23 protein-coding genes and 2 pseudogenes are annotated in these 22,555 nt (G+C 68.9%); 8 read left to right on the top strand and 17 right to left on the bottom strand.

Features of this window, described 5'->3' with window-relative positions:
- Nucleotides 1–549 precede the first annotated feature (549 nt).
- The gene (locus ABT063_RS24300) at nt 550–903 is read left to right on the top strand and encodes a hypothetical protein (protein WP_351059960.1); all 354 of its coding nucleotides are present in this window, start codon (nt 550–552) and stop codon (nt 901–903) included.
- Nucleotides 904–1,624: 721 nt separating this feature from the next.
- On the opposite strand, the gene ABT063_RS24295 is transcribed toward ABT063_RS24300, so the two are convergent.
- From ABT063_RS24295 to ABT063_RS24285, 3 genes are all read right to left on the bottom strand, one after another.
- Nucleotides 1,625–1,900: a hypothetical protein gene (locus tag ABT063_RS24295; protein WP_351059957.1), complete on the bottom strand. Its 276-nt coding sequence runs from the start codon at nt 1,898–1,900 to the stop codon at nt 1,625–1,627.
- A 175-nt stretch (nt 1,901–2,075) separates the two neighbouring features.
- Nucleotides 2,076–2,672, bottom strand: a complete 597-nt coding sequence (locus ABT063_RS24290) for a DUF2238 domain-containing protein (RefSeq protein WP_351059955.1) — start codon at nt 2,670–2,672, stop codon at nt 2,076–2,078.
- A gap of 448 nt (nt 2,673–3,120) precedes the next feature.
- Nucleotides 3,121–4,473 carry a DUF2254 domain-containing protein gene (locus ABT063_RS24285; protein WP_351059952.1) on the bottom strand — a complete coding sequence of 451 codons (1,353 nt, stop codon included), beginning with the start codon at nt 4,471–4,473 and terminating at the stop codon, nt 3,121–3,123.
- Between the two features lie 217 nt (nt 4,474–4,690).
- Here ABT063_RS24285 and ABT063_RS24280 point away from each other — a divergent pair, with 217 nt between their 5' ends.
- The gene (locus ABT063_RS24280; protein ID WP_351059950.1) at nt 4,691–5,362 is read left to right on the top strand and encodes a PepSY domain-containing protein; all 672 of its coding nucleotides are present in this window, start codon (nt 4,691–4,693) and stop codon (nt 5,360–5,362) included.
- Between the two features lie 50 nt (nt 5,363–5,412).
- Here the strand turns inward: ABT063_RS24280 and ABT063_RS24275 are convergent, their stop codons facing one another.
- The 6 genes from ABT063_RS24275 to ABT063_RS52265 form a co-directional block, all read right to left on the bottom strand.
- On the bottom strand, nt 5,413–5,646 hold the full coding sequence (locus ABT063_RS24275) for a PRC-barrel domain-containing protein (protein ID WP_351059947.1): 234 nt from the start codon (nt 5,644–5,646) through the stop codon (nt 5,413–5,415).
- 218 nt (nt 5,647–5,864) lie between these two features.
- Complete coding sequence (locus ABT063_RS24270) at nt 5,865–6,374, bottom strand: gluconokinase (protein WP_351059944.1); 510 nt, start codon at nt 6,372–6,374, stop codon at nt 5,865–5,867.
- Nucleotides 6,375–6,505: 131 nt separating this feature from the next.
- The gene (locus tag ABT063_RS24265; RefSeq protein ID WP_351059942.1) at nt 6,506–6,820 is read right to left on the bottom strand and encodes an SPW repeat domain-containing protein; all 315 of its coding nucleotides are present in this window, start codon (nt 6,818–6,820) and stop codon (nt 6,506–6,508) included.
- Nucleotides 6,821–7,347: 527 nt separating this feature from the next.
- Entirely contained in the window at nt 7,348–8,400 is a 1,053-nt protein-coding gene (locus ABT063_RS24260; RefSeq protein ID WP_351059939.1) for a glucose 1-dehydrogenase, read from the bottom strand.
- Between the two features lie 47 nt (nt 8,401–8,447).
- On the bottom strand, nt 8,448–8,681 hold the full coding sequence (locus ABT063_RS24255) for a hypothetical protein (RefSeq protein ID WP_351059936.1): 234 nt from the start codon (nt 8,679–8,681) through the stop codon (nt 8,448–8,450).
- Nucleotides 8,654–8,839 carry a DUF1622 domain-containing protein gene (locus ABT063_RS52265; RefSeq protein WP_502990875.1) on the bottom strand — a complete coding sequence of 62 codons (186 nt, stop codon included), beginning with the start codon at nt 8,837–8,839 and terminating at the stop codon, nt 8,654–8,656. The genes ABT063_RS24255 and ABT063_RS52265 overlap by 28 nt, the downstream gene beginning before the upstream one ends.
- A gap of 510 nt (nt 8,840–9,349) precedes the next feature.
- Here ABT063_RS52265 and ABT063_RS24245 point away from each other — a divergent pair.
- Entirely contained in the window at nt 9,350–9,772 is a 423-nt protein-coding gene (locus ABT063_RS24245) for a PRC-barrel domain-containing protein (protein ID WP_351059934.1), read from the top strand.
- Between the two features lie 405 nt (nt 9,773–10,177).
- Here the strand turns inward: ABT063_RS24245 and ctaF are convergent, their stop codons facing one another.
- Both ctaF and ABT063_RS24235 read right to left on the bottom strand, forming a co-directional pair.
- Nucleotides 10,178–10,762, bottom strand: coding sequence for an aa3-type cytochrome oxidase subunit IV (ctaF, locus tag ABT063_RS24240; protein ID WP_351059931.1), 585 nt, complete (start codon nt 10,760–10,762; stop codon nt 10,178–10,180).
- Nucleotides 10,759–11,683: pseudogene (locus ABT063_RS24235) on the bottom strand (cbb3-type cytochrome c oxidase subunit I); the annotation flags it as partial. The pseudogene ABT063_RS24235 and the gene ctaF, both read right to left, overlap by 4 nt.
- A 1,051-nt stretch (nt 11,684–12,734) precedes the next feature.
- Between ABT063_RS24235 and ABT063_RS24230 the strand changes: the two are divergent.
- Nucleotides 12,735–13,718 carry a site-2 protease family protein gene (locus ABT063_RS24230; RefSeq protein ID WP_351059928.1) on the top strand — a complete coding sequence of 328 codons (984 nt, stop codon included), beginning with the start codon at nt 12,735–12,737 and terminating at the stop codon, nt 13,716–13,718.
- 33 nt (nt 13,719–13,751) lie between these two features.
- Here ABT063_RS24230 and ABT063_RS24225 read toward each other — a convergent pair whose 3' ends face one another.
- The 6 genes and pseudogenes from ABT063_RS24225 to ABT063_RS52260 all read right to left on the bottom strand — a co-directional run.
- Nucleotides 13,752–14,192 carry a PRC-barrel domain-containing protein gene (locus tag ABT063_RS24225; RefSeq protein ID WP_351059925.1) on the bottom strand — a complete coding sequence of 147 codons (441 nt, stop codon included), beginning with the start codon at nt 14,190–14,192 and terminating at the stop codon, nt 13,752–13,754.
- Nucleotides 14,192–14,764, bottom strand: a complete 573-nt coding sequence (locus ABT063_RS24220; protein ID WP_351059922.1) for a PRC-barrel domain-containing protein — start codon at nt 14,762–14,764, stop codon at nt 14,192–14,194. Before ABT063_RS24220 ends, ABT063_RS24225 begins: the two co-directional genes overlap by 1 nt.
- A gap of 167 nt (nt 14,765–14,931) precedes the next feature.
- A complete protein-coding gene (locus ABT063_RS24215) occupies nt 14,932–15,288 on the bottom strand; it encodes a hypothetical protein (protein ID WP_351059919.1) in 357 nt (118 codons plus the stop codon).
- A 644-nt stretch (nt 15,289–15,932) separates the two neighbouring features.
- The gene (locus ABT063_RS24210) at nt 15,933–16,496 is read right to left on the bottom strand and encodes a copper chaperone PCu(A)C (protein WP_351059916.1); all 564 of its coding nucleotides are present in this window, start codon (nt 16,494–16,496) and stop codon (nt 15,933–15,935) included.
- A gap of 269 nt (nt 16,497–16,765) precedes the next feature.
- Nucleotides 16,766–17,101, bottom strand: coding sequence for a universal stress protein (locus ABT063_RS24205; protein ID WP_351059913.1), 336 nt, complete (start codon nt 17,099–17,101; stop codon nt 16,766–16,768).
- Between the two features lie 184 nt (nt 17,102–17,285).
- A pseudogene (locus ABT063_RS52260) lies at nt 17,286–17,414 on the bottom strand (hypothetical protein); the annotation flags it as partial.
- A 199-nt stretch (nt 17,415–17,613) separates the two neighbouring features.
- On the opposite strand from ABT063_RS52260, the gene ABT063_RS24190 reads away from it, so the two are divergent.
- The 4 genes from ABT063_RS24190 (at nt 17,614) to ABT063_RS24175 (ending at nt 22,400) form a co-directional block, all read left to right on the top strand.
- Complete coding sequence (locus ABT063_RS24190; protein ID WP_351059910.1) at nt 17,614–19,425, top strand: gamma-glutamyltransferase family protein; 1,812 nt, start codon at nt 17,614–17,616, stop codon at nt 19,423–19,425.
- An 84-nt stretch (nt 19,426–19,509) separates the two neighbouring features.
- Nucleotides 19,510–20,352 (top strand): inositol monophosphatase family protein, encoded by an 843-nt coding sequence (locus ABT063_RS24185; RefSeq protein ID WP_351059907.1) that lies wholly within the window; start codon nt 19,510–19,512, stop codon nt 20,350–20,352.
- A 132-nt stretch (nt 20,353–20,484) separates the two neighbouring features.
- Nucleotides 20,485–21,894 carry a phytoene desaturase family protein gene (locus ABT063_RS24180; RefSeq protein ID WP_351059905.1) on the top strand — a complete coding sequence of 470 codons (1,410 nt, stop codon included), beginning with the start codon at nt 20,485–20,487 and terminating at the stop codon, nt 21,892–21,894.
- Nucleotides 21,891–22,400: an O-acetyl-ADP-ribose deacetylase gene (locus ABT063_RS24175; RefSeq protein WP_351059902.1), complete on the top strand. Its 510-nt coding sequence runs from the start codon at nt 21,891–21,893 to the stop codon at nt 22,398–22,400. Before ABT063_RS24180 ends, ABT063_RS24175 begins: the two co-directional genes overlap by 4 nt.
- Nucleotides 22,401–22,555: the final 155 nt, after the last annotated feature.

Raw genomic sequence — 22,555 nt, 5'->3', positions numbered from 1 at the left:
TCTGCCCCGCCCAGCCCACCGCGGCCGACGGCACAGAGCCGCCACGACCCACACGGCGTGAGTTGCGCGAGGGCTCCGCAAAGCAGCTGCACAGATCCACCGTACGCACCCGCCGAACTGTCCTTTGTGAACGGCCCACCCCGGTGACATGCAGTCATCCTTGAGTGGCTGGCCTTCAGCGAGATTCGTTGGAGGGCCTTCTTGACTCCGCGCGGTCCTTCGTGCGTGACACGGCTGGAAGTGACAGGAGCGCGTGTTGACGCGGGCCTGCGCCCGGGAGCCGGTCGCGGCCGGACGTCCCCTGCAAAGAACCGGCGGCGGGTGATCGTGCACCGCCCCCGCCGCAGCGGGCAAGGCAGCGGACGACGGCTGAGGCTCTTCAGGCGAACGCGACGGCAGCATCAGTGGCGACCGTACGGTCGCGCAACACGGTCTTGGCCAACCGCTCGCTGTCAAGGTCGAGCGTGCCGCCCGGGTCGGGGTGGCGCACGCGCCCAGCCCGGTGGATGGTTGCGATCTTCGCCGGTCACCCGTTCCTATGATGGCCACATGCCCGGTCTGCGCGAGCTCGCGGAGCGCACACCGCCGCAGCGGGAACGCCACGTCGACCTGCTGCGGGCGTTCGCCATCCTGCATGATCCGGTCCTGGCGCGCGATGTGCTGGAGTCGCTGCGCCGCAAGCTCGACGGCGGTGAGGCGGCCGTGGAGACGCTGCGCCGCAAACGCAAAATGCTGGTGCACGCGCTCCACTACGCCGTTGAACGTGGCGAGTTGGGCAGTCACCCGCTGAACAAAGTTCGCTGGCGGGTGCCCAAACCGGCGGTCGGTGGACCCGCGGGTGGTAGCCAAGCCTCACCAGGCACGGGATCTGCTGAGCGCCGTCTCCTTTTCAGCGCACAATGATGCCCGGCACCGTCTGAAGTTTGGGGAACGCAGCCTCGATTACCGGGCTAATCACGATGACGGAGTGGAATACCTGCGTTCAAAGGATGCCCAATTCCTGCCTCCGGCCAGGACTGATCTGATCGGCGTGTACCCAACCCCTCTCAGCAATCGAGCTGATGGGACGAGTCGGGTGGAGTCGTCGGGAAGCGCTCTGAACAGACCTGCATGCCGCAGAGCGGCCTGCAGGTCACTGCCTGTCCTCGTGGCAGCGGTGGTGGGTGGGCGGGCCGCCGGAAGCTGGGGTAAGCAGCCGCCGTCCGGCAACCTCGGGAGGGACGATCGCGGCCGGTCCGCCCGGCGGCGTGTAGAGCGCCCGGCAGGACGTGGTCTTTGATGGCTGATGGATTGGTGTCCGGTCCGGCTGTGATCCCGCTGCCTCAGGGACGGGTCCGGCGCGGTGGTGCGCTTGGGGAGTGCTCCTGGTTTGACATGCATCTCGGCGGAGACCCAGAGCGTCTGGAATCTGCCGGATGCGCAAGCGCGGTATCCGGATGGAGGGGGCATTGGGTGATGGATGAGCTGACGGTGGTCTCTGGTGATGGGCAGCGGGCTGCGCAGAGCCAGGAGTTTTCTTCTCTCTCGGTGATGGCCCGGTCCGACGGCGTAGCCGCGGGGGGCCGGATGGTGAGCTTCTTCGTGGACATAGACCGAGAACACGCAGGTGTGGAGCGCCTGTCCCTCAGTGGTCGGGGCCGCCAGGGTGAGTCGTGTACGCGCGAGGGTGCTTGCGGTGGCGGTGGACGGCTGTGCTTGCCGCACTGAGGCCCAGGGAGAAGATCAGCGCGAGGGCCAGGCCGGAGCAGAAGATGGCCAGCGCGTTCATGGTGGCGATGTCCTGACCGAGTACGGAGACGGTGTACTCGGGTCCGCCAGAGAGGTTGTCGGCGATCACCAGGCCGGTGAAAGCCCCTGTGGCCGCCAGGAGGAGCAATCCGAGGACGATCATCTGGGTCATCTCCTCGACGGAGTTGTTCCACTGGTATTGGCTGGAGGCTGACCGTGTACCCCACAGTCCTGTCCGGGACACAAGGACGGTGCGCGGGAATGCGGGCGGGAATGCGGGCGCCGAGCATCGGCATTCTGCTGCCTGTCTTCCGGATCCGTCGGCCTGCCGAAAACGCGCGTGAGCGTTACATCTGGTCAGAGGACGATGTGGTCCTTCTTCTGCCCGGCCGGTGGCGTAGTGCGCACCAGAGCAGCAGGAGCCCCGCGGCAAGGGATCCACTGAGCCCGGCGGTGAGGTCGGCGACCGTGTCGGTGTAGCCGACCGGAATCTTCTCGTGGGCCACTTCGGTGGCCAGCCACTCGTACATTTCCCACACGGCCGCGATCGTGGCACCCAGAGCGGCGGTGATCAGCGGGCCGGCGGGGCGGCGCAGGGTTGGGTCACCGGGCGCGGGCAGCAGCCGCCACTTGGACAGCAGCAGGTGCAGCGTGGCCGCCGTGGCGCCGGGCGTGATGGAGTGCACGACGGTGTCGTACCAGTCGGCCACGCGGTACCAGTGGCCCACGTAGGACCATGTGGCCCAGGTCAGTGCCGCGCAGAAGACAAGGTCGAGGAGCGCTGGCAGCCGCGCGGCGCGGGGCACGAGCAGGACCAGGAACAGCAGGCCCAGGTATGCGGCGCCGTCCCCGGATGTGGCGGCGACAGTGATGGCGCTGACCAGCGCCGTGGCACGGACGGCGTCGGCGGTGAACCGCGCGGCACGAGCCCGAACTTGGGGCATACAGCCCCGACTGCCCCTCTCGGTGCCGAGTAGTCGTGCGACGCACGTCCGTGTTCCGCAGAGCCCGCCACCCGACGGGGTGCGCCGTAGGGAAGGGTGCGGTCGCGGTCGCGGAGGTGCAGGTACCGGCCAGGCGCGGAACCCGGCCCGGTGCGGGGGTGGTCGGCACCGCAGCAGAAGGGGCATCGGATGCGCACCGGGCGTTTCTCCTCGGGGAGCCGGTTGGGTATGGGTGCCGGGAAGATTCGCCAATGTGAGGGAGGCGGGCACGGTAAGGGGACCAGGAGCCCACGGCCCGGCGCACCGGCATCGCCGAGGGCAGAAGCGCAGCAGGCAGGGTGCACGGCGGCCGGATGGCCGGCAACAGTCGGCGTGCACCAGGAACACACCCCCGCGACGCCGGGTGGATCACCCGTCGGTCGGCGAACGGCGGCGCCCGGCCGTGCGGTCAGGGGACCGGGCTGTGCGCCCATCGCCCGGCCAGCGCCTGTTCGACGAGCTGGGTCAGCTCGGTCAGTCGGAGGCGCTCAGCAGGGTGGAGATTCTGGGCCTCGATGGTGGAGCGCAGCCGGGTGAGTGCGGCGACGACGGGCGGATGCCGGTCGGGTGCGCTGCTCCAGGCGAGTTCGCGCAGCAGCATCGCGATGCGGGCGAGGACGGCGGGCTCGGCGGCGCTGTAGCGCAGCGGCTGGGCCACCGCCAGATCCAGCAGGTCCGCCAGGTTCGGGCGTCGCAGCACCACTCTGACCTGCTGGTCGTCGTCGAACAGCAGGTGGGGGCCGAGGTCGCGCTGCGCCAGCTCGCACAGCAGCGCGGAGGAGTGGGACAGGGCGTGGACAGCGGTCGTCGGGTCGTTGACCCCTGGGGAGAGTGCTTTGGCGGCGATGTCGGTGAGCTGCCTCAGTCCGAAGGCGATGTCTTGGAGGTCGGTGCGTTCGGCACCGGTGATCACTGCTTCGGCGGCTGCTTCGATCAGACGTGCCCGTGTCTCGGGGGCGAACGGCTCGCCGGCGCGTGGCCAGGCGGCTCCCATGGGCGTGCCGGTGATCAGAGAGCTTCCGGGGCTGCGGTCGATGAGCAGGACGGCGTCGGCTTCCATGGCTGCCTTCAGAAGGTTCCCCTCGTCCACGGAGGTCAAGAAGCCGGAAGCGCCGACGGTCAGGGTCAGCGCGTTCGCGGGCGGTTCCGGTGGTGCGCCGCGATGGTTTCTGGCAGTTGGGTGCCCGCGTGGCGTGTCCTTCATTTCCGGAAGGAGGCGTTGGATGGTGCGGTCGGCGGCGGAGTGGACGCTGCTCATCATCGTCTCGACGCGGATCTCGCGCGCCAGGTGCGACAGGAAGAGCACGAGGGCGAGCATGCTGGCCAGCGTGAGCAGGAAGGCCACCGTGACCGACATCTGGGGGACGAAGCCGGTCTGCTCGTCCTCGCCGGTGCGTACGGTGCGCAGCACGGTCAGGGCGTAGGTGAACGTGGTGAGGAAGAGTGCCAGAGTCGTCTGGACGTACCGGTCGGCGGTGAAGGTCCGCAGCAGGCGCGGGGAGAACTGGCTGCTTGCCAGTTGCAGTGTCAGCACCGTGAGCGAGAAGGTCAGTGCCGTGACCGTGACCAGGGAGCCGGCGATCGCCTCCAGCACCGAGCGCGCGGCGTCCGAGTTGCCGCTGAACAGGTAGTCCCTCAGCCAGGACGGCATGTCGTGCTGGGTCCGTTTGTCCACCCGCGGCATTCCCACGCCTGCGACGACGGCGAGCGTGACTCCCAGCGTCGGTAGGGGCCACAGCTGCGCCCGGAGCGTGTCACGCATGGGCACAGGGGATACGAGTCGGTAGCCCGGCCGGGACCGAGGGGGTCGCCGAGGCAAGAGGGGTGGGCAAGCGCTTGGGCATCAGCACGAGCCCACGTTACAGACCGTGACAAGTCGGGCGAACGCTGAAACGCCACCGCGGGCCATTCCGCCCGGCCGAGCGTGTCGCGGGTTTCTGCGCCGGCTGCAGCCTTGGTCTCCCTAGCCTCGGCATGATGTGGGCGTTTCACGCCAGATAGCTGCTTATTTGTTGATACTAGCGTTTTGCTCCATTCAGGGTGGACAGTCGGCTTGCATGGGAGTGACGGGAGTCATCCGAAACGAGGGCGGATGGGCGTGGCGACGGCTCGCCGTAGTTCTATGCGTGCCGGTCATCGCACTGTCGCTGCTTGTGGGCTGCGGCCGGGACAATCCGCTGAACGAAGCCGCCGAGCGGTTCGAGATGGTGGAGATCGACTATGAGCGTGCCATTCGCCTGTCAGTGGCCGAGGTGACCGCCGGTGAGTTGGTTGCCCTGGAGCTCAAGGAGCCTGAGTCGGTGTCGCCGGTGTGGGAGAGCCGGGTCGCGGATCAGGACGGACAGCTCCGGACGGTGCGACTGGACGCCACCCGGGGTGATGTGCTGGGGACGAGTTCCGGTCCCGACCTGACCGGTTCCGAGCGGCAGGCGCTGGTGCGACTGCTGGAGCAGGCGCGGCTCCTGCCGGGTGAGGCGGCCCGTGAAGCGGCCGATACGACGAACGGCGAGGTCGTCACCGCCATCGAATTGGAACGGCGGGGCGGCGGCCCGGTCTGGATGGTCAGTGTTCTCGGGGTTGCCGATGAGTCGGCGACGGTCCACGTGGTGGACGCGAAGACCGGTGAGATCCTTGACCGCCGCCCGGCCTGACGCGGACACGGGTCGCAAGAGCCCGACGGCCGGGTACATCGGTGGGGTTGTCATGGCCGGTCACGGTGCTTGTGGCTATGCCCAATACCCAGGAAGCCGCCGTGCTCCAGGACCAGGAAGCGGACCTTCTGCTCCTCCTGGTCGATGCCCAGGGCGCCGACCTTGCCGAGTTCGTAGCCGGACCGGTCGGTCACCTTCCGGCCGCGAATGTCCTCGTCAGGGGAGGAGACCACGTGAGGTGAGTCGGAGAGCCTGGTCAGAACGGGGATGTCGCCGGATTCCATGAGACGTCCCTGGAACGCCATGGTGGTCGCTGCGGCCGGGGCGTGCCCGGCCGTTCGTTCCCTTCCCGGTTTCCAACTCCAGCCCGGGTATACGTGTGGCCGACGGCACGGGCGAGAAGCTGTGCCTCGCCGCACGCAGAGCGGGAAGCACGCGGGGCTGGGGCCCCGACGTTGGTGAGCAGGGATCGCTGACAGGGGTCGGTCCGCCCACTGCTTGGTCATCGTTTCTTGGCCGCGGTGAGTGCCAGAGTGGTCGTCTGCTCAGGGGTGCCCTCGATGGGGACAACCGCGCCGGACTCGTCGGCGGCCAACGGTTCCAGAGCGTCGATCTGGGACTGCAGGAGATGCGGCGGCATGAAGTGGCCTTGCCGCGCCGCGAGCCGACTGGTGATCAGCTCCGCAGAGCCGTCGAGGTGGAGGAAGAAGACGTCGGGTGCCGCGGCGGCCAGCCGGTCGCGGTAGCGGCGCTTCAGAGCCGAACAGGTGACTACGCCGCCCCGGCCGGCGTGCTCGGCGAGCCATGTGGCGATCATCTCGAGCCACGGGCGGCGGTCCTCGTCGTCCAGCGGGATACCGGCCCGCATTTTGGCCACGTTCTGTGACGGGTGAAAGTCGTCGGCCTCGGCGTAGGGAAGGGCGAGACGCTGGGCGATCTTCTGACCGATGGTTGTTTTTCCCGACCCCGAGACTCCCATGACGACGATCAAAGGAGCGGCGTTGCGCGACATCGGCTCAGTCTAGTACAGCCGTGACGGCGCTCTTACGGTGCGTCATCGCAAAAGAGTCCTGGCTCAGGCCCGCCCTACCCGCGCCAGCGACAGCGAGATGGTGGCCAGCAGGATCAGCACGCTGCCGGTGGCTATGTCGTTGATCCGCGCCGCATCTGCTTTCGCGTGTCGCCGTAGCTCACCACGAACGGTGCGGCGATGAGCCACGCACCTGCTGCGACGGCAAGGTCGGACACGGGCCCGCGCTGGCGCACCATGCGAGCGACAGCGACGAGGAACACCACCACACCGACGATCATCTCGTTCAGGTGCGCGTCGACCGCAGGCTCGTTGAATGGATACCCGATGATCCAAGCCCCGATGAAGAGCCAGACCCCTGCCGCCGGCATCATCGCGCTGATGAGCGAGTTCCGCACCTCTCGGGTCAGTTCGCGCTTCCGCGCCATGGGTGCCTCCTGGCTAGGCCGTGGGGCGACGGCGAGCGATGCCGACGTGCACTACGGGCTATGAGCTGGGACGGGCTCTGGTCGTACGTGGCAGCGTCCGGGTCCCTGTTCCGCAGCCATATGTACCAGCTCGGTATCAAGCCGGGGACGTAGTTCACGTGCCGTGGGCGTACGTCGTTGCGGATCGAGGGCCCCGCTCGGAGTTGCAGCCAGCCGTCCGCGCGAGAGACACCGTGGCTGTCGTCCTCTCGTATGTACGTGCTCAGCGGACGGTGGTGGCGCACGCCGCCCACGATCTCCGTGCGGTCACGGGTTGTCACAGTCACAGGCGACGAACGCCACCGCATGGTGTCGCGCCGCCATACGGCCAGTGGTGAGGCGGCATGCATTCAGCCGTGTGCAGGACTTCTGCGTTCCCAGACGCGAGAAGGAGCCTGCGCATGCCCGCGCAGCGCAGTCGGGCGGATCACGAGGTCAGGAATGCACAGCCGGAGTCCCTGTCTGTACAGCAGTTTCCGGTTGGATGGCTATGCCTGCAGGTCGATGACTACCTTGACGTCGTCGGGCTGCCGCTGGAATGCCTCCTTGGCGCTTTCGAGCGGTACACGTCGGGTGATCAGGCGTTCCAGCCAGGTCATGTCGGCCTTCGCCAGAGCGTTGGCGGCTTGCTGGTAGTGACGCAGGTTCGCGTTGACGGATCCCACCACGGCGTCGTTCTGCAGCACGATGTCCCTGTTGACGGTGCCGGCGTCCACGGTGATGTGGCGACCGGCGGGCGAGACGCCCGTCAGGCACACCACCCCGTACGAGGCCGTGCCAGTGATCGAAGCGAAAACGAGGCCGCTCGCTCCGGTGGCTTCGATGATGACGTCCGGGCACACCCTTTCGATCACTTGCTCGGCGTCGTTGGTGTGGTAAGTGGCATCGAGATCCTGGACCAGCTGGGGCTTGGGACCGTCGCTGACGCGGTCCAGTACGTGCACCTGCAGCCCGCGCTGGGTAGCGAGCAGGGCGGCCAGCAGGCCAATCGGGCCGGCGCCGGTGACCAGTACGCGCCGCGGTGCGAACCAGGAGCGCGCACCGACACGCTCAACCTGTTCCCACGCCTTGGCGACGACGGAGGTTGGTTCCATAAGCACGCCGACACGCTCCAGATGCGGCTGTAGTTTCACCGCATAGTCGGGCTCTACGCACCAGGCTTGGGCGCCGTAGCCGTCGAGTTCCTTGATGCCGCGCTCGGTGTAGCGGCCGTTGCGGCACATGTCGAACTCTCCGTGGCGGCAGGCACCGCAGGGCACGGGGTCCGGTCGGCGTACCACCCCGGCCACGAGGTCGCCGGCCGAGAACCCGCTGGCCGGCGGCGCTTGTTCCACACGGCCCAGTGACTCGTGCCCGAGGATGTGCCAGTCGCGGCCGGGTGGCGCCCATCCGTACTGGCCGTTCGCGATCTCTCGGTCCGTCCCGCAGACACCCATCGCCAAGCCTCGCACCAGCATCTCGCCGTCCACCGGTGTCGGGGTGTGTAGTTGCCGTACCTGGAGGGAGTGCCTCTGGCCAGGCTGTACGGTCAATGCGTGCATGGGTTGTCCCGCCTTTCTCCTCGCTCGTTCGTCGGTTCTGTCGCTCGCTACCGCAGTTCCGGCCCGGTGAGCGGATGCCGGCCGAGACGTGTCGTGATCAGTTTGCGGATGGTGATCACGGCCGCCGCGGCGGTGACGCTGCCCCACGAGGGTTCGTCCGCGAGCCTGATCAGCCCGGCAGCGGTGAGGAAGTCGAGCAGTACGCCCAGAGAGAGGTGTACCTGTTTGATCGACGTGTACACCACGCCGGTGCTCAGCAGCCCTGCGGCCGTTGCCGGCACGGCCGCTGTACGGAGCCAGTCCGTCCTCGGCTGGCGGCCTTCTTCTCATCGTGTTCAGCGCGTTCCTGGGCGGTCTCCCGGCCCAGGAAGTAGTTGAGCGCGGTACGGATCGCGGCGATGGCCGCCAGCTGCCCGATCTCGGTGAAACTCGGCGCCACTGCCGTGCGCAGGACGTCCCCCCGCGAGCTGGAACTCGAGCCCGAGAACCAGGAAGCGGCCCAGGCTGAGCCGGATGCGGTTGAAGCCGGACACCCGACGGCCCCCGCGCATACCTGCCATCACGAACTGGACGAACGCCCAGACGGCCCCGGCGAAGATGATCAACGCTCCGGCGGACTCGATCACTCTGACAAGCAGACCAATCACGTCACGCAGAGTGGACTCGGGCAGCACGTCCATCGACAGGAGCATGCTCCGCCGGTACCCGTCGTGCAGGCCGGGTCATCCATCTCCTGCGCGTCTCACCCGCGCGGCCCACGACGGAAGCACCAGGCGACAGCACAAAACTTGAAGCGGGCAGTCACGTGGGCGCCGGGCCTTGCGGGCCAAGCTCGTTTGGTATTGGAGGCCCCGTCAATTGGATCAGGTGGAGTTGCATGGGTGCGGACCAAAGGGGCACTTGAGGCGGAGCACTGTGCAGCACCGGAAAGTGAAGAGGGGAGCTCGGAATGGCCGCAGACAAGATTCCGATTCTGAGGAAGATCAGCGAGTCTGATCAGGCGGTGGCTTCCGTCGACCAGGACGTCCGGGGCCGGAAGGTGGTCAACATGGTCGGCGACGAGCTGGGCAAGGTAGGTGATCTACTTGTCGACGAGGAAGAGAGCAAGGTCCGCTTCCTGCTAGTGGAACACGGGGGCTTCCTCGGTATAGGGGAGAAGAAGACGTTCGTTCCGGTCGACGCCGTCACGGAGATCACCGCTGACTGTGTATACGTTGACCAGTCGCGAGAGCAGGTAGAGGGCGCTCCCGAGTACGATCCCGCCCTCGTTGAGGAGCCCGACTACTACAGCCTCGTGTACAACCACTATCGATACCCGCCGTTCTGGGGACCCGGTTACGTGTACCCCGGCTACCCGCCGCCCCGGGCTTGATAAAACCCATGGGCTGGCCGGGCCGAAATCAGGTCGGGAACCTCCGTCTTCGGCATCCAGCCTCCGGCTGTAAATGCCGACCAACGGCGCTGGCCGGTGAGTCCCTACATAGGGCTGTATCGAATGTCTGTGCCGAGCGGCCGATCGCTGACGGAACATGCCAGGCATGTTGCCAGGGGTGAAACCGTTCCACTGGTAGGGCGAGACGCGAGTCCCGCACTGACCGGCCGTGATCACGACAGGCACGGGCTTCTGCCCCTGCTCGAAGGCCAGGTGCAGCATGGTGGTTTGGCCGCCTTGGGCGTCCGAGACCGTGGTCGTCCGACTCGATAGCGGTGCCGCCGGGCAGTTCCTTCTGAAGATCGCCCCTTTGACTGGTGCCCCAGGCGATCAGGTTCTTCCCGCTCATAATCGGTGCTGTCCCTGATGTAGTCGGCCATGACGGGTTGCCAGGGCGAGCAGGGCGGTGGTGACGGCCGTGGGGATGCGCCTGGTCCCGCCAAGGAGGGTGCGCATAAGCCGATGCATACGCCGTCCCGGGCTGGCCCAGCCTTTCGCGTGGCTGTTCTCTGACGTCGGCCTGCGCGCGGAGGGCGCCGGGGCGGGTGGTGCGGTCGAGTGATGGGCGGGCCGAGGTCGCGTGCTGTCGTTCGGCGGTGGGAGATATGTGAGGACCGCCGTAGCGGTCGGTCGGCGGAGACCTGCCCCGGTTTGGCACCTGCAGGGTTCCGCGCCCGTTGCCGAGGCACGGGCGGGCTCTCCGCCGACCGGGGCGGTACTCGGAGCCACTTCGGCGTCCCTGCGGTCCTGCGGCCGACGCCCGCGCCGCCGGTACTGGACGGCGAGGAAGAAGGACACAAGAGACGCCATGACAAAGGCCACACTCAGGACGGCGGTTCCGGCAGGGTCGGCCGCGAGCCAGCCGTGGCTCCCGGCCGTGACCGCGAAGAACGCCGCCACACCGGCGAAGAGTACGGCTTCCGTTTTCATCCGTGGCGCCTCTTCTCTGCTCGTTTCATGTCAGGGTGGTGCAGGTCGAAGGCAGGCGATTCGGAGCGGTTGCGCGGCAGGGCGATGAAGTTGTGGCGCGGCGGTGGGCGGGAGGTCGCCCACTCCATTGAACGCCCGAATCCCCACGGGTTGTCCGACTCGACCCTCTTCCCGTATCGGGCCGTCTTCCAGACGTTGTAGAAGAAAGGGAGCGTCGAAAGGCCGAGCAGGAAGGCACCGATGGACGAAACGGTGTTGAGCGGGGTGAACCCGATTCGGCCGCCAGATAGTCCGGGTAGCGTCGGGGCATCCCGGTCTCACCGAGCCAGTGCTGCACCAGGAACGTCGTCTGGAAGCCCACGAACAGCGTCCAGAAGTGGATCGTCCCGAGTCGCTCGTCGAGTATTTTCCCGGTGAACTTCGGCCACCAGAAGTAGAACCCGGCGAACATCGCGAAGACGACGGTCCCGAAGAGGACGTAGTGAAGGTGAGCGACGATGAAATAGCTGTCGGTGAGGTGGAAGTCCAGAGGAGGTGACGCGATGATCACCCCGCTCAAGCCCCCAGCAGGAAGGACACCAGGAAGCCGACCGCGAACAGCATGGGTGTCTCGAAGGACAGGGAACCATGGCGCATGATGCCGATCCAGTTGAAGAACTTCGCCCCGGTCGGCACGGCGATCAGGAACGATGCCGCAGCGAAGAACGGCAGCAGCACCGCGCCCGTGGCGAACTTGTGATGCGCCCACACGACGGCCGACAGCATCGTGATAGCGATCGTGGCGCCGACCAGACCGAGGTAGCCGAACACCGGTTTCCTGGAGAAGACGGGAAGAACCTTGGTGATGATGCCGAAGAACGGCAGCGCGACGATGTACACCTCGGGGTGCCCGAAGAACCAGAACAGGTGCTGCACCAACTGGAGCCCGAGACGTGCGAGTTCAGCCCGCGTCAACAGCGCCAGCACCCCGCCTAGCAGGAAGAAGCCGAACGCGGTGACCATGTAGAGGTTGCCGATGACTTTGTGATCGGTGGTCCGTGTCCAGCGCACCAGCGCCCGCCCGAGCGGCGGGACCCGAGGCCGGTGGACCTGTGCGGGGCCTTCAGTCACTTCGGTCATGTCCTGGTCCGCAGTTCACCTGGGCTCACCGGGCGCTTCCTCGCGTCGCTCCGCCTTCTCGCCGCTGTGTCACCCACCCGTGCCGCAACCCGCTCCTGCCAGGAGGTATGAGTGGATTAGCCAGAGTGCCATAGTTTCTCCCCTGTAGTTGACAGCCCGGCCGGGCGCGGTACATGACGGCTTGGGTGCCAAGTCACCGGAGAAATGACGGACGCTCGGTCCCGACCGGAGCGGTGAGCGGCGGGCGCGATGCGGTGCGGCTCGGGCCGACAAGCAGGAGCGGCATGTCGAAGGCCGCCAGGCAACTCAGGGCGTAGCCACCGGAAAAGATCGGCGCGGCGCGGCTCCGGGCGCAGCGCCGACCGCGCGACACGTCGGGTTTCGAACCTCTCACGGTCGGTTGCGGCCCGAGGGCCTGTGTTCCCCATCGTTCGTTGAGGTTTCGTCCCTGGCGGGAGGGTCACCTGGGGATGGACAGGGTCATCTGGGCCAGAGGGAAACGGCAGCGGGACGTCCACGGCCCCTCATCCTGGGTGACGCCCCGCCGCTGTCGACTGCAGATGTTGATGCGCATATGCCGGTCCCTGGCCGTGGGCGCCTGCCCGATGCGGTGGCGCAACCTCGTCTCGCCGGTGGTCGATGTCACCCGGCACGGAGACCACCCAGGGGCTGGACGAGTGAGGTGGCTGCTGTGCGGGCTACGTTCTCACTGGGCCGCCTGGCCGGTGTTCGGGTAGGCGTGCACTGGAGCGTCTTGGTCATTTTCGTCGTGATCCTGGTGGGGCTGGCTGGGGGCCGCTTCCCGGAAGATCATCCGGATCGCCCGGCATGGCAGTACTGGTGCGCCTCATCGGTGACCGCAGTGGTCTTCCTGCTGTCGCTTCTGGCTCATGAGATCAGCCACGCACTGGTGGCCCGTCGCAACGGTGTGCCCGTCGACGACATCACCCTGTGGCTCCTCGGAGGGGTCGCCCGGCTCAAGAGCGAGGCGTCCACCCCGGGAGCGGAACTGCGTATTGCCGGCGTGGGGCCGCTGGTCAGCCTGCTGCTCGGCGGGGTGTTCGCTCTGGCGGCCGGGCTGCTGGACGGGGTGTCCGACGCCGGGCTCGTGGTGGAGGCGCTGGCCTGGCTGGCTGGGATCAACATCCTGCTGGCCGTCTTCAACGCCCTGCCCGCCGCGCCGCTGGACGGCGGCCGGCTGCTGCGTGCGATCGTGTGGTGGAAGACCGGAAGTCCGCTGCGCGCCACCGTGGTGGCTACGGGGGCGGGACGGCTGCTGGGGTGGGCGCTCGTCGGTATCGGCTTGTACCTCGTCCTCGTCGGGGCTTTCTTCAGCGGCGTCTGGCTGGTGGTCATCGGCTGGTTCATCCTCGCGATGGCAACGATGGAAGGCGGCCAGGCACGACTGCGTGAACTGCTGGGCGGAATCCCGGTGAGCGACGCGATGACGACCGATCCGGTGAGCGTCCCGGCCACCACGACCGTCAGCGAGTTCCTCGCCGATCCGCGCTATCGCTACCGTCACTCGGCCTTTCCCGTCGTCGACGACGGGAACACCGCGGCCGGCCTGGTCACCCTCAAGGGCGCCGACTCGGTCCCGGAGACGGAGCGCGCGTCCACCGCCGTCGCCCGCGTGATGGTGCCGGTCGACGACCTGCCGACCCTCCACCCCGACGACCCGCTGGCCCGGCTCGTGCCCGAGCTGCAGACCAGCTCCGCCCACCGTGCCCTCGTACTGGAAGGAAGCCGCCTGGTCGGGATCGTCACCTCCTCGGACATCAGCCGGGTCACCTCCTGGCTGAGCTCCTCGTCCGCCTGGCGGGGCCGGACCTTGTGAGCGAAGCAGTAGGGCCACGCCTGCGGTGTTTATTTACTGAGGGGCGGTGACGACAACCGCGTACCTGCCCACTCCGAGGAGTTGGTCGCCGGGGATCTGCTCTTCGTCGGTCAGCAGGTGACCGATGCGTCCTGATCGCTCGTCGAATTCGACATCGAGTACGGTGCCCTTGTCGAGGCCCGTTTCGGTCAGCACCGGTTTCCCGATGGGGTCGTGTGCCGCGTGGGCGTGGTCGGCGGGGTCGATGTTCTTCTCGTCGCGGATACGGCCGGCCTCTTCGACGGCGACAGCGTCGGGGCCGAACGACTGGACGTTGTTCCAGTCCAGGGTGTGGTGTCCGCGGCCTCCGGTCCTCAGGCGCAGTCCGGAGATACGCGCTGGTGACGGTGCGACGGTGCACGCGGAGACCGTCCCGACCGTCTCGGCTGTCGCGAGGTCCATGACGACCCTGCCCTGGGCCTGGGTGAACAGCATCAGTCGCCCTCCTGCGGGTCGTGCTGGAGACGGTTGCGCAGGCTCTCCGCGGCGGCACCGAACCCTCCCAAGTCACCAACGCTGCACTGTGCGGTGGCTTCCGGAACAAGCACCCGTTCGCCGGAGACGGTGACCGGGCCGGGCACCGGCACCAGGACGCGGCGGTGCTCAGCGGTTTCGATCTCGTAGCCCGCCACCACCGGTGTCCTTCCCATCCCGACGATGGCGTCGGTGACGGTACCCAAACGTGCGCCCCCGCGGGTCACGACGGCCACACCCAGCACGTTTCCGCCGCCCGGCTCCTTCGCGCCCGACCGGGCGGCCGTGTCGTCCTCCTCCAGCGTGCTCTCGTCGCGCACCATGACCGCGTGCGGCCCCAGGCCATGGACTTTCTCCCACAGCAGGGCACGGTGGAGTGGCCCCGCCAGCAGTCCGCGGCCTGCGAGGGTGAAGCATCGGATGCTGCCCGTCGAGGGATCGAAAACGAGGTCCTTGACCTGCCCGAGGTCTTCCCCCGCCAAGGTGACCACTGGTTTCTTCGTGATCGCGCTGGCTCGCATGTAGGCGGTCACGGCTTCCGCCCTCCTCCCCGCCGAGGTCGGCGGCCCTGGGCTATGACACCGCCGGAGCGGCGCCGTGCCTGCAGTGACAGAACGGAGGCGCCGGCGGCCAGGAGGATCGCGAGAGCGATGATGAGCCAGGTCCACCATTCCATCGCCGTGCCCCTTTGCTCAACGAGCTATCGCCCGTATGCCCTCTCTTCAGGGTCCGTCCACCGGTGCTCGGCTGTCGACCGGAAGAGGTGACGGTCGGACAGGGGTTTGTCAGGTACAGGGGACTGGATCGGGTCGCCGGACGTCTCGGCTCCTTGCCGCAGGACGGTGTTGAGCGCTGCCAGCCGTGAGCGCAGCACCTGGTGTGCGAACCGGGCAAGGCGGTTCTGGAAGAACGCGGTGGAGGCCTGGTCGTCACAGGACGGGGAGGCCGCGCGGAGCGTGACCAGGTCGGACCATCGCACGTCGTTTGCCCCGACACTGACCAGGACGACGGACGCCTCTGTGGCCCGCTGTGCCTGGGCGAGCTGCGGCGGGGCCACCTCGCGCCGACGATCTGCACGCCGAGGATGCCATCGCGGATCGTGGCGCCGGAGCAGGCGAGGTTGAGCACGCGCCAGTCGTTGGTCCGGGCCAGTACCCGCGGGTAAGGAGTCCGCAATGCGCCGGCAGGCCCTGTCCAGATGGCTGGCGTCGGGCAGGGAGCGGTTCCCGGTACCGGCGGCTGTCGAGTCGCCCAGGCCCTCCCGCACATCGGTCAGCGGTGGCCCTTCGGCCCTGGGTACCGGGAACACTCCAGCGGCGCGGAGCCCACTCGCACCGTCTGACCGGCCGCCGACACCGGTTGCAGCGGAGTGATGCGCACCGCCAGCCACACTGCGGCCAGCGCCAGAACCGAAAGCCCGAGAACGTACAAGGCGGCGACCGCCACCCGACGCCGTACCCCGCTGGCTTTCCGTGGTGCCGGTCGTTTCCGTCTCGACCTCAGTGCTCCCACTTCCGTCCCCCTGGCGCGGTGCGGGCAACGGCCGACATGGTTCGCGAGCGTGGTGAAGGAGGGAGCACGGAAGATGTGCGCCTCCGAGGCACGCGCGGACCGGCGAGGTAGGAGGTGGTCACGGGGACGACTCCGCCGTGCCCACCGTTCTGTGATCGCTCATTGCCTGTGGTCACTGCCTCGTTGACGTCATTCGTCCGGTGAGGGGGATGTCAGTCCTGGTGCGTCGGTGGCGTCGTCGTCGACGTAGGTGGGGATCTGGGAGTGCACCTGCAGTGCGATCTCGCCGGCTCGTTCGAAGCGCAGGGTGATCCACACGAAGTCCCCGCCCCGGATCTGCTGACGCAGGTCCCTGAGCAGCAGGTGGGCGCGTCCTTTCTCCAGTTCGACGAGATTCCCGGTGGGCAATGCGACCGGGCCTCGTACAGTGCCGTCCGCGCTCACGATGTCCACGGAGCGTGCGACGGCCGTCTCCGCGCCGAGCAGCCTGTCCTTCCGTTGTCCCTGGTTGAACAGCCAGAGATAGAAGGGAGCGTCGTCGCCCGGCTCCCACGGGCCGTCGGGGGGTTCGGCGATGTGCGCGTAACGGATCAGGACCGGTCCGACACGGGCGTTGGCACCCGGCGGGTTGTACTCGTTCTCTGTACTGCCGCATCCCGTCGCCCCCCACATGGCCGCGAGACAGCCCACCACGAGGAAGACGACTGCCCTCCGCCACGGCCCCGATGTCCTTGTCCACCCCGTCCACGCCACCTCGTTCCTGGAGTTCCGGCACCGCACGGGGCGCCGCTGTTACGCATGCCCCGCCCACCGTCGCCAGGCGTCACTCCTTGGCCCAGGCGAGGGGACAGCCCACAGGACCGGGGGTGGTGCGCCTACGGGGCGGCGAAGCCGGCTTGCGGCGTGTTCTGGATGGCCGGAGCGGAGCGGGGTGCCTTCCGGCCGCCCCGAGGCAGAGCAGGCGGGCAGGCTGCCAGGGGGACTTGCCTCCCTCCGTGCCGGGCGTCCTGGGCTGGATGCTCTTATCCGTCCGCCGGTGCCGGGATGACGGCGACGGGGCAGCGCGCCGTGTACAGGACCTCGCTGCTCACCGAGCCGAGGAGAAGCCTGCGCAGGCCCGCTCGGCCGCGCGAACCGACCACCAGCAGGTCGGTTTCCTCGGACAACTCCGTCAGGTACGTCGCCGGATGCGTCCACTCGAGACGCAGCGCGACCGGTACGCCTGGGTACCGTCCGTTGAACTCGGCGATCCGTTCCTCGAGGAAGTGCCGGGCACTGTCCTCGGTCTCGCGCACATCCGGTCCCACTGCGGTGCCGCTGACCGGGAGCGGCAGTAGCGCGGACCCGGTGCAGGGCATGCACGACCTGAAGGTGGGCCGCCCGGCGGTCGGCCTCCGCGAAGGCGAACTCCGCTGCCTCCGGCGAGTAATGCACGAGGTCGGCACCGACGACGATGGGCCGGCCCGGGGTCTCGACCGGTCTGCCAGGACGTGTCACCGGCACCGGGCACTGGGCGTGCGTGGCCACCTGAAGGCTTACCGAGCCGAGAGGCAGGCGCGGGAACCCGCCGGCGCCGCGATGACCCAGCACCACGAGGGACGCAACCCGTACGCATCCCTCGTGCTGGAGGCAGGAGAGTCGGTCGTCACCCTCGCCAAGTGGCTGGGGCATTCGTCGCCGACCATCACGCTCGACCACTACGCGCACTTCATGCCGGAGGCGGGGAAGAAGGGGCGCAGGGCGATCGATAGCCTGCTGGGGGAGCGAGCGGAGGAGAGCTCCGGCCCGAACTCCCCAGATTCTCCCCAGGCCCGATCTTGAGCGCAGATTGGACCGGCCGACGCGCGAAAACAGCGAGGTGAGAGCCCGAATGTTCACCACCCGCCCCACCCTCCAGGGCACCTTCGGCATGGTGTCCTCCACGCACTGGCTGGCCTCGCAGTCGGCGATGGCTGTGCTGGAGGGTGGTGGGAACGCGTACGACGCGGCCGTGGCGGGGGCGTTCGTGCTGCATGTCGTCGAACCGCATCTCAACGGGCCCGCCGGTGAGGTGCCGATCATGCTCGCCCCGGCGGGCGGTGAGGTGCGGGTGCTGTGCGGGCAGGGCGTCGCACCGGGCGGGGCGACGGTCGCGCACTACAGGGGACTCGGTTTGGATCTCGTACCCGGTACGGGGCCCCTCGCCGCCGCCGTGCCCGGCGCGTTCGACGCCTGGATGCTGCTGTTGCGGGACTACGGCACCAAGTCCCTCGCCGAGGTTCTGGGGTACGCCATCGGCTACGCCGAACACGGGCACGCGCCCGTGGAGAACGTCGGCGCGACCGTCGAGACCGTGCGGGAGCTGTTCGAGACGGAGTGGACCTCGTCGGCGGAGGTGTACCTGCCGGGCGGGAAGGCTCCGCGGCCCGGCACGCTGTTGCGCAACCCCGCCCTCGCCGCCACCTGGAAGCGGCTGCTCGCCGAGGTCGCGGGCGCGGGGGACCGGGAGGCGCAGATCGAGGCCGCGCGGGAGGTGTGGCGCACCGGGTTCATCGCCGAGGCCCTCGTACGGCAGGCGCGGCGGCCCACCATGGACACCAGCGGCGTGCGCCACACCGGCACGCTGACGGCCGCCGACCTCGCCGGCTGGTCCGCCACGTACGAGGAGCCGGCGACGTACGACTGGAACGGTTGGACCGTGTGCAAGGCGGGATCTTGGAGCCAGGGACCGGTGCTCCTCCAGCAGCTCGCCCTGCTCCCGCCCGAACTGCCCCGCTACGGGTCCGCCGACTACGTCCACCTGCTGATCGAGGGCTGCAAGCTCGCCATGGCCGACCGGGAGGCCTGGTACGGGGACGCGGCCGAGGTGCCGCTCGGCGAGCTGCTGTCGACGGAGTACAACGAGGCCCGGCGGGGGCTCGTCGACGACAAGGCCTCGTACGAGCTGCGGCCCGGGAGCCCCGGTGGGCGCACTCCGCGGCTGCCCACCGTTGCCCAGCACCCCACGTCGCCCCTGCCGGGTGCCGGTGAGCCCACCGTCGCCAAGTACCCCACGTCCCCCGTGCCCGGCGAGCCCGACGTGGCTGCCGACGGCCGTACCCGGGGCGACACCTGCCACCTCGACGTCGTCGACCGCTGGGGCAACATGGTCGCCGCCACCCCCAGCGGCGGCTGGCTGCAGTCCAACCCCGTCGTGCCCGAGCTGGGCTTCCCGCTCGGTACCCGGCTGCAGATGACCTGGCTGGAGGAGGGCCTGCCGAACACCCTCACCCCGGACCGTCGCCCCCGCACCACCCTCACGCCCTCGATCGCGCTGCGCGACGGCGTGTCGGTCATGGCGTTCGGCACGCCCGGCGGGGACCAGCAGGACCAGTGGCAGCTGCACTTCTTCCTCGCCGTCGCCCTGCGCTCCCCGGTGCGCGGCGGCCTCGACCTCCAGGGCGCGATCGACGCCCCGAACTGGCACAACGACAGCTTCCCCGGCTCCTTCTACCCGCGCGGCATGCGACCGGGCAGCGTCACCGTGGAGGCCCGCACGGACGCGGGCGTCGTCGAGGAGCTGCGGCGGCGCGGTCACGACGTCACCGTCGGGGACCCCTGGTCGGAGGGGCGGCTGTGCGCGGTCGCACGGGACCCGGAGACCGGGATCCTGTCGGCGGCCGCGAATCCACGGGGCATGCAAGGGTATGCGGTGGGCCGCTGACCTGGGTCCGGGTATTCATGGCGATTCCACCCCCTGTACCCCGGCCAGGTAGGGATTGTCAGTGGCGCGTGCTCTCATGGAGTCATGATCGAAGACACGGAAACCATCGACGAGTTTCTCGCCCGGCACGCGGCCGACGTGGAGGAAGCGGTGCGCAAGGCGGCCGCGGCCGAGATCATGCCGCGCTTCCGCCGGCTCGCCGCCCACGAGGTCGACGAGAAGACCGGCCCGCACGACCTGGTGACGGACGCCGACCGCAGGGCGGAGCAGTACCTCACCGAGGCGCTCGGCGCCCTCCTGCCCGGTTCCGTCGTGGTCGGCGAGGAAGCGGTGCACGCCAACCCGACGACCTATGAGGCGATACAGGGCGACGCGCCGGTCTGGATCGTCGATCCCGTGGACGGGACACGGCAGTTCGTGCACGGCGACCCCGGCTTCTGCACGCTGGTCGCGCTCGCGCAGGGCGGAACCCTGTTCGCCTCGTGGACATACGCGCCCGTGCGCGACCGGATGGCCACGGCCGTGCGGGGCGGGGGCGCGTTCCTCGACGGCGAGCGGCTGTTCGCCGGTGTCCCGGAGCCCGGCCGTGACCTGCGCGTGGCCACGTCCCACCCGGACTACACCACCGAGGAACAGAAGCGGGCACTGCTCGGCCTGTGGACCGAGGGCGTGGCACCGCGCGCGTGCGGTTCGGCAGGACTGGAGTATCTCGCCGTCGCCCAAGGCGAGTCGGACGCCACCGCGTTCTCGTGGGAAGCCGCCTGGGATCATGCCGCGGGCCTGCTCCTGCTCGAGGAGGCGGGCGGCACCCACCTGACCCGCGCGGGCGAGCCGTTCCGGATCACGGGGCACAATGTCCTCCCGTTCACCGCGGCCCGGGACGCGGCCACGGCCCGCCGGGTAGTGGGGCTGCTGGGAGGGTCGTAGCCCGAGTGCGTGGTGGGGCTGCTCAGGGCGTCGTGACCCCGGGTGGTGCCCCGTGGCCCGAGGCTGTCAGTCCTCCGTCATATCCTGACCTCACTGGCCATCGGCTGACGAAGGGGTCCGAAGGTGCCGTCGATGCTCGATGCGGTCGTGGTGGGTGCGGGGCCGAACGGGCTGACCGCTGCCGTGGAGCTGGCCCGCCGCGGCTTCTCCGTGGCCGTCTTCGAGGCCCGCGACACCGTCGGCGGGGGAGCCCGCACCGAGGAGCTCACCCTCCCCGGCTTCCACCACGACCCGTGCTCCGCGGCCCACCCGCTGGGCATCAACTCCCCGGCGTTCCGCGCCCTGCCCCTGGAGCGGTACGGCCTCGAGTGGCTGCATGCCGAGCTGCCCATGGCGCACCCCTTCACCGACGGTACGGCCGCCGTGCTGTCCCGGTCGGTCGGCGAGACGGCCGCCTCCTTCGGGCCGCGTGACGCGGGGACGTACCGCAGACTGGTCGAGCCCTTCCTGCCGCAGTGGGACACGCTGGTCCGCGACTTCATGTCCCTGCCGCTGACCGCGCTGCCCCGGGACCCGGTCACCCTCGCCCGCTTCGGGCTGGTCGGCCTGCCCCCGTCGACGTGGCTGATGCGCCGTTTCCGCGACGAGCGGGCGAAGGCCCTGTTCGCCGGCCTCGTCGCGCACGTCATGGCCCCGCTCAGTGGCCTCGCCACCGGCGCCATCGGCCTGGTCTTCGCCCTGGCCGCGCACGCCCGCGGCTGGCCCGTGGCCCGCGGCGGTTCCCAGTCCATCTCCGACGCGCTCACCGCCTACCTGAAGGACCTCGGCGGCACCGTCCACACCGACTACGAGGTCAAGCGCCTCGACGACCTGCCGCCCGCGCGCGCGTACGTCTTCGACACCTCGCCCACCGCCCTGGCCCGCATCGCCGGCCTCGGCCGCTCCTACGAGGGCTACCGGTACGGCCCCGGAGTCTTCAAGATCGATTACGCGCTGGACGGCCCCGTGCCATGGACCGCTCAGGAGGCGCGCAGGAGCACCACCGTGCAGATCGGCGCCAGCAGCGCCGAGATCGGCACCGCCCTGCGCGCGGCGTCCCGCGAGGGCCGGGCGCCCGACCGGCCGTTCATGATCACCGTGCAGCCCGGCGTCGTCGACCCGACGCGGGCCCCGGCGGGCAAGCAGGTCTTCTGGGCGTACGGCCACGTCCCCAGCGGCTGGACCGGAGACCTCACCGACGCCATGGAACGCCAACTGGAGCGCTTCGCCCCGGGCTTTCGCGATCGCGTCCTCGCCCGCGCGACCGCCGGCCCGCCCGAACTCGCCGCCCGCAACGCCAACTACGTCGGCGGCGACATCGGCACCGGCGCGTTCTCCGGGCTCCAGGTCATGCTGCGTCCCAGACTCTCCCTGTCCCCGTACAGCACTCCGCACCCGGCCGTCTTCATCTGCTCCTCGGCCACCCCACCGGGACCCGGCGTGCACGGGATGTCGGGACACAACGCTGCGAAGGCCGTCTGGAGGAAGTTGCGACAGACATGACCACCCTCACCCTCGTCCAGGGCGACATCACCCGGCAGAGCGTCGACGCGATCGTCAACGCGGCCAACTCCTCCCTGCTCGGCGGTGGCGGCGTCGACGGCGCCATTCACCGCCGAGGTGGCCCCGCGATCCTGGAGGACTGCCGCAAACTCCGCGCCTCCCACTACGGCAAAGGCCTGCCCACCGGCCAGGCGGTCGCGACGACGGCGGGCGAGCTGGACGCGCGCTGGGTGATCCACACGGTGGGGCCGCGTTTCAGCCAGGACGAGGACCGTTCGGAGCAGCTGGCCTCCTGCTACCGGGAGTCGCTGCGGGTCGCCGACGAACTCGGCGCCCGCACGGTCGCGTTCCCGGCCGTCTCCGCCGGCATCTACGGCTGGCCGATCGGGGACGCCGCCCGGATCGCCGTGGAGACGGTGCGGGCGACCGAGACGGCGGTCGAGGAGATCCGGTTCGTCCTCTTCGACGAGCGGGCGTACGAGGCGTTCGCCGCGCAGGTCCGCTGACGGTGTCGAGGGCCCTGGCCCAACAGGACCGCACAAAGTCCGACAGGATCATTGCTTCGATTGTGTTCGGGTCCTAGGGTTCCCCTGACTACTCGGTAGTTGTTTTTGTCACCAGCAGTTGTGTTCTGACCCGACATCAACTTGCGGATACCCCC

It is taken from the genome of Streptomyces sp. NPDC002838, from assembly GCF_040295365.1.
GTDB lineage: Bacteria > Actinomycetota > Actinomycetes > Streptomycetales > Streptomycetaceae > Streptomyces.
The sequence above is the reverse complement of the archived record's forward strand: the minus strand, read 5'-3'. Positions and strand labels throughout refer to the sequence as shown.

Bases quoted from the DNA above. Each gene is read 5' to 3' on its own strand.
- ABT063_RS24180 (WP_351059905.1), top strand. From the start codon at position 20,485: ATGCTCGATGCGGTCGTGGTGGGTGCGGGGCCGAACGGGCTGACCGCT.
- ctaF (WP_351059931.1), bottom strand. From the start codon at position 10,762: ATGAAAACGGAAGCCGTACTCTTCGCCGGTGTGGCGGCGTTCTTCGCG.
- ABT063_RS24295 (WP_351059957.1), bottom strand. From the start codon at position 1,900: ATGACCCAGATGATCGTCCTCGGATTGCTCCTCCTGGCGGCCACAGGG.
- ABT063_RS24300 (WP_351059960.1), top strand. From the start codon at position 550: ATGCCCGGTCTGCGCGAGCTCGCGGAGCGCACACCGCCGCAGCGGGAA.
- ABT063_RS24185 (WP_351059907.1), top strand. From the start codon at position 19,510: ATGATCGAAGACACGGAAACCATCGACGAGTTTCTCGCCCGGCACGCG.
- ABT063_RS24190 (WP_351059910.1), top strand. From the start codon at position 17,614: ATGTTCACCACCCGCCCCACCCTCCAGGGCACCTTCGGCATGGTGTCC.
- ABT063_RS24205 (WP_351059913.1), bottom strand. From the start codon at position 17,101: ATGCCCTGCACCGGGTCCGCGCTACTGCCGCTCCCGGTCAGCGGCACC.
- ABT063_RS24270 (WP_351059944.1), bottom strand. From the start codon at position 6,374: ATGTCGCGCAACGCCGCTCCTTTGATCGTCGTCATGGGAGTCTCGGGG.
- ABT063_RS24265 (WP_351059942.1), bottom strand. From the start codon at position 6,820: ATGGCGCGGAAGCGCGAACTGACCCGAGAGGTGCGGAACTCGCTCATC.
- ABT063_RS24285 (WP_351059952.1), bottom strand. From the start codon at position 4,473: ATGCGTGACACGCTCCGGGCGCAGCTGTGGCCCCTACCGACGCTGGGA.
- ABT063_RS24290 (WP_351059955.1), bottom strand. From the start codon at position 2,672: ATGCCCCAAGTTCGGGCTCGTGCCGCGCGGTTCACCGCCGACGCCGTC.
- ABT063_RS24275 (WP_351059947.1), bottom strand. From the start codon at position 5,646: ATGGAATCCGGCGACATCCCCGTTCTGACCAGGCTCTCCGACTCACCT.
- ABT063_RS24225 (WP_351059925.1), bottom strand. From the start codon at position 14,192: ATGCTGTTCACCCAGGCCCAGGGCAGGGTCGTCATGGACCTCGCGACA.
- ABT063_RS24260 (WP_351059939.1), bottom strand. From the start codon at position 8,400: ATGCACGCATTGACCGTACAGCCTGGCCAGAGGCACTCCCTCCAGGTA.
- ABT063_RS24175 (WP_351059902.1), top strand. From the start codon at position 21,891: ATGACCACCCTCACCCTCGTCCAGGGCGACATCACCCGGCAGAGCGTC.
- ABT063_RS24245 (WP_351059934.1), top strand. From the start codon at position 9,350: ATGGCCGCAGACAAGATTCCGATTCTGAGGAAGATCAGCGAGTCTGAT.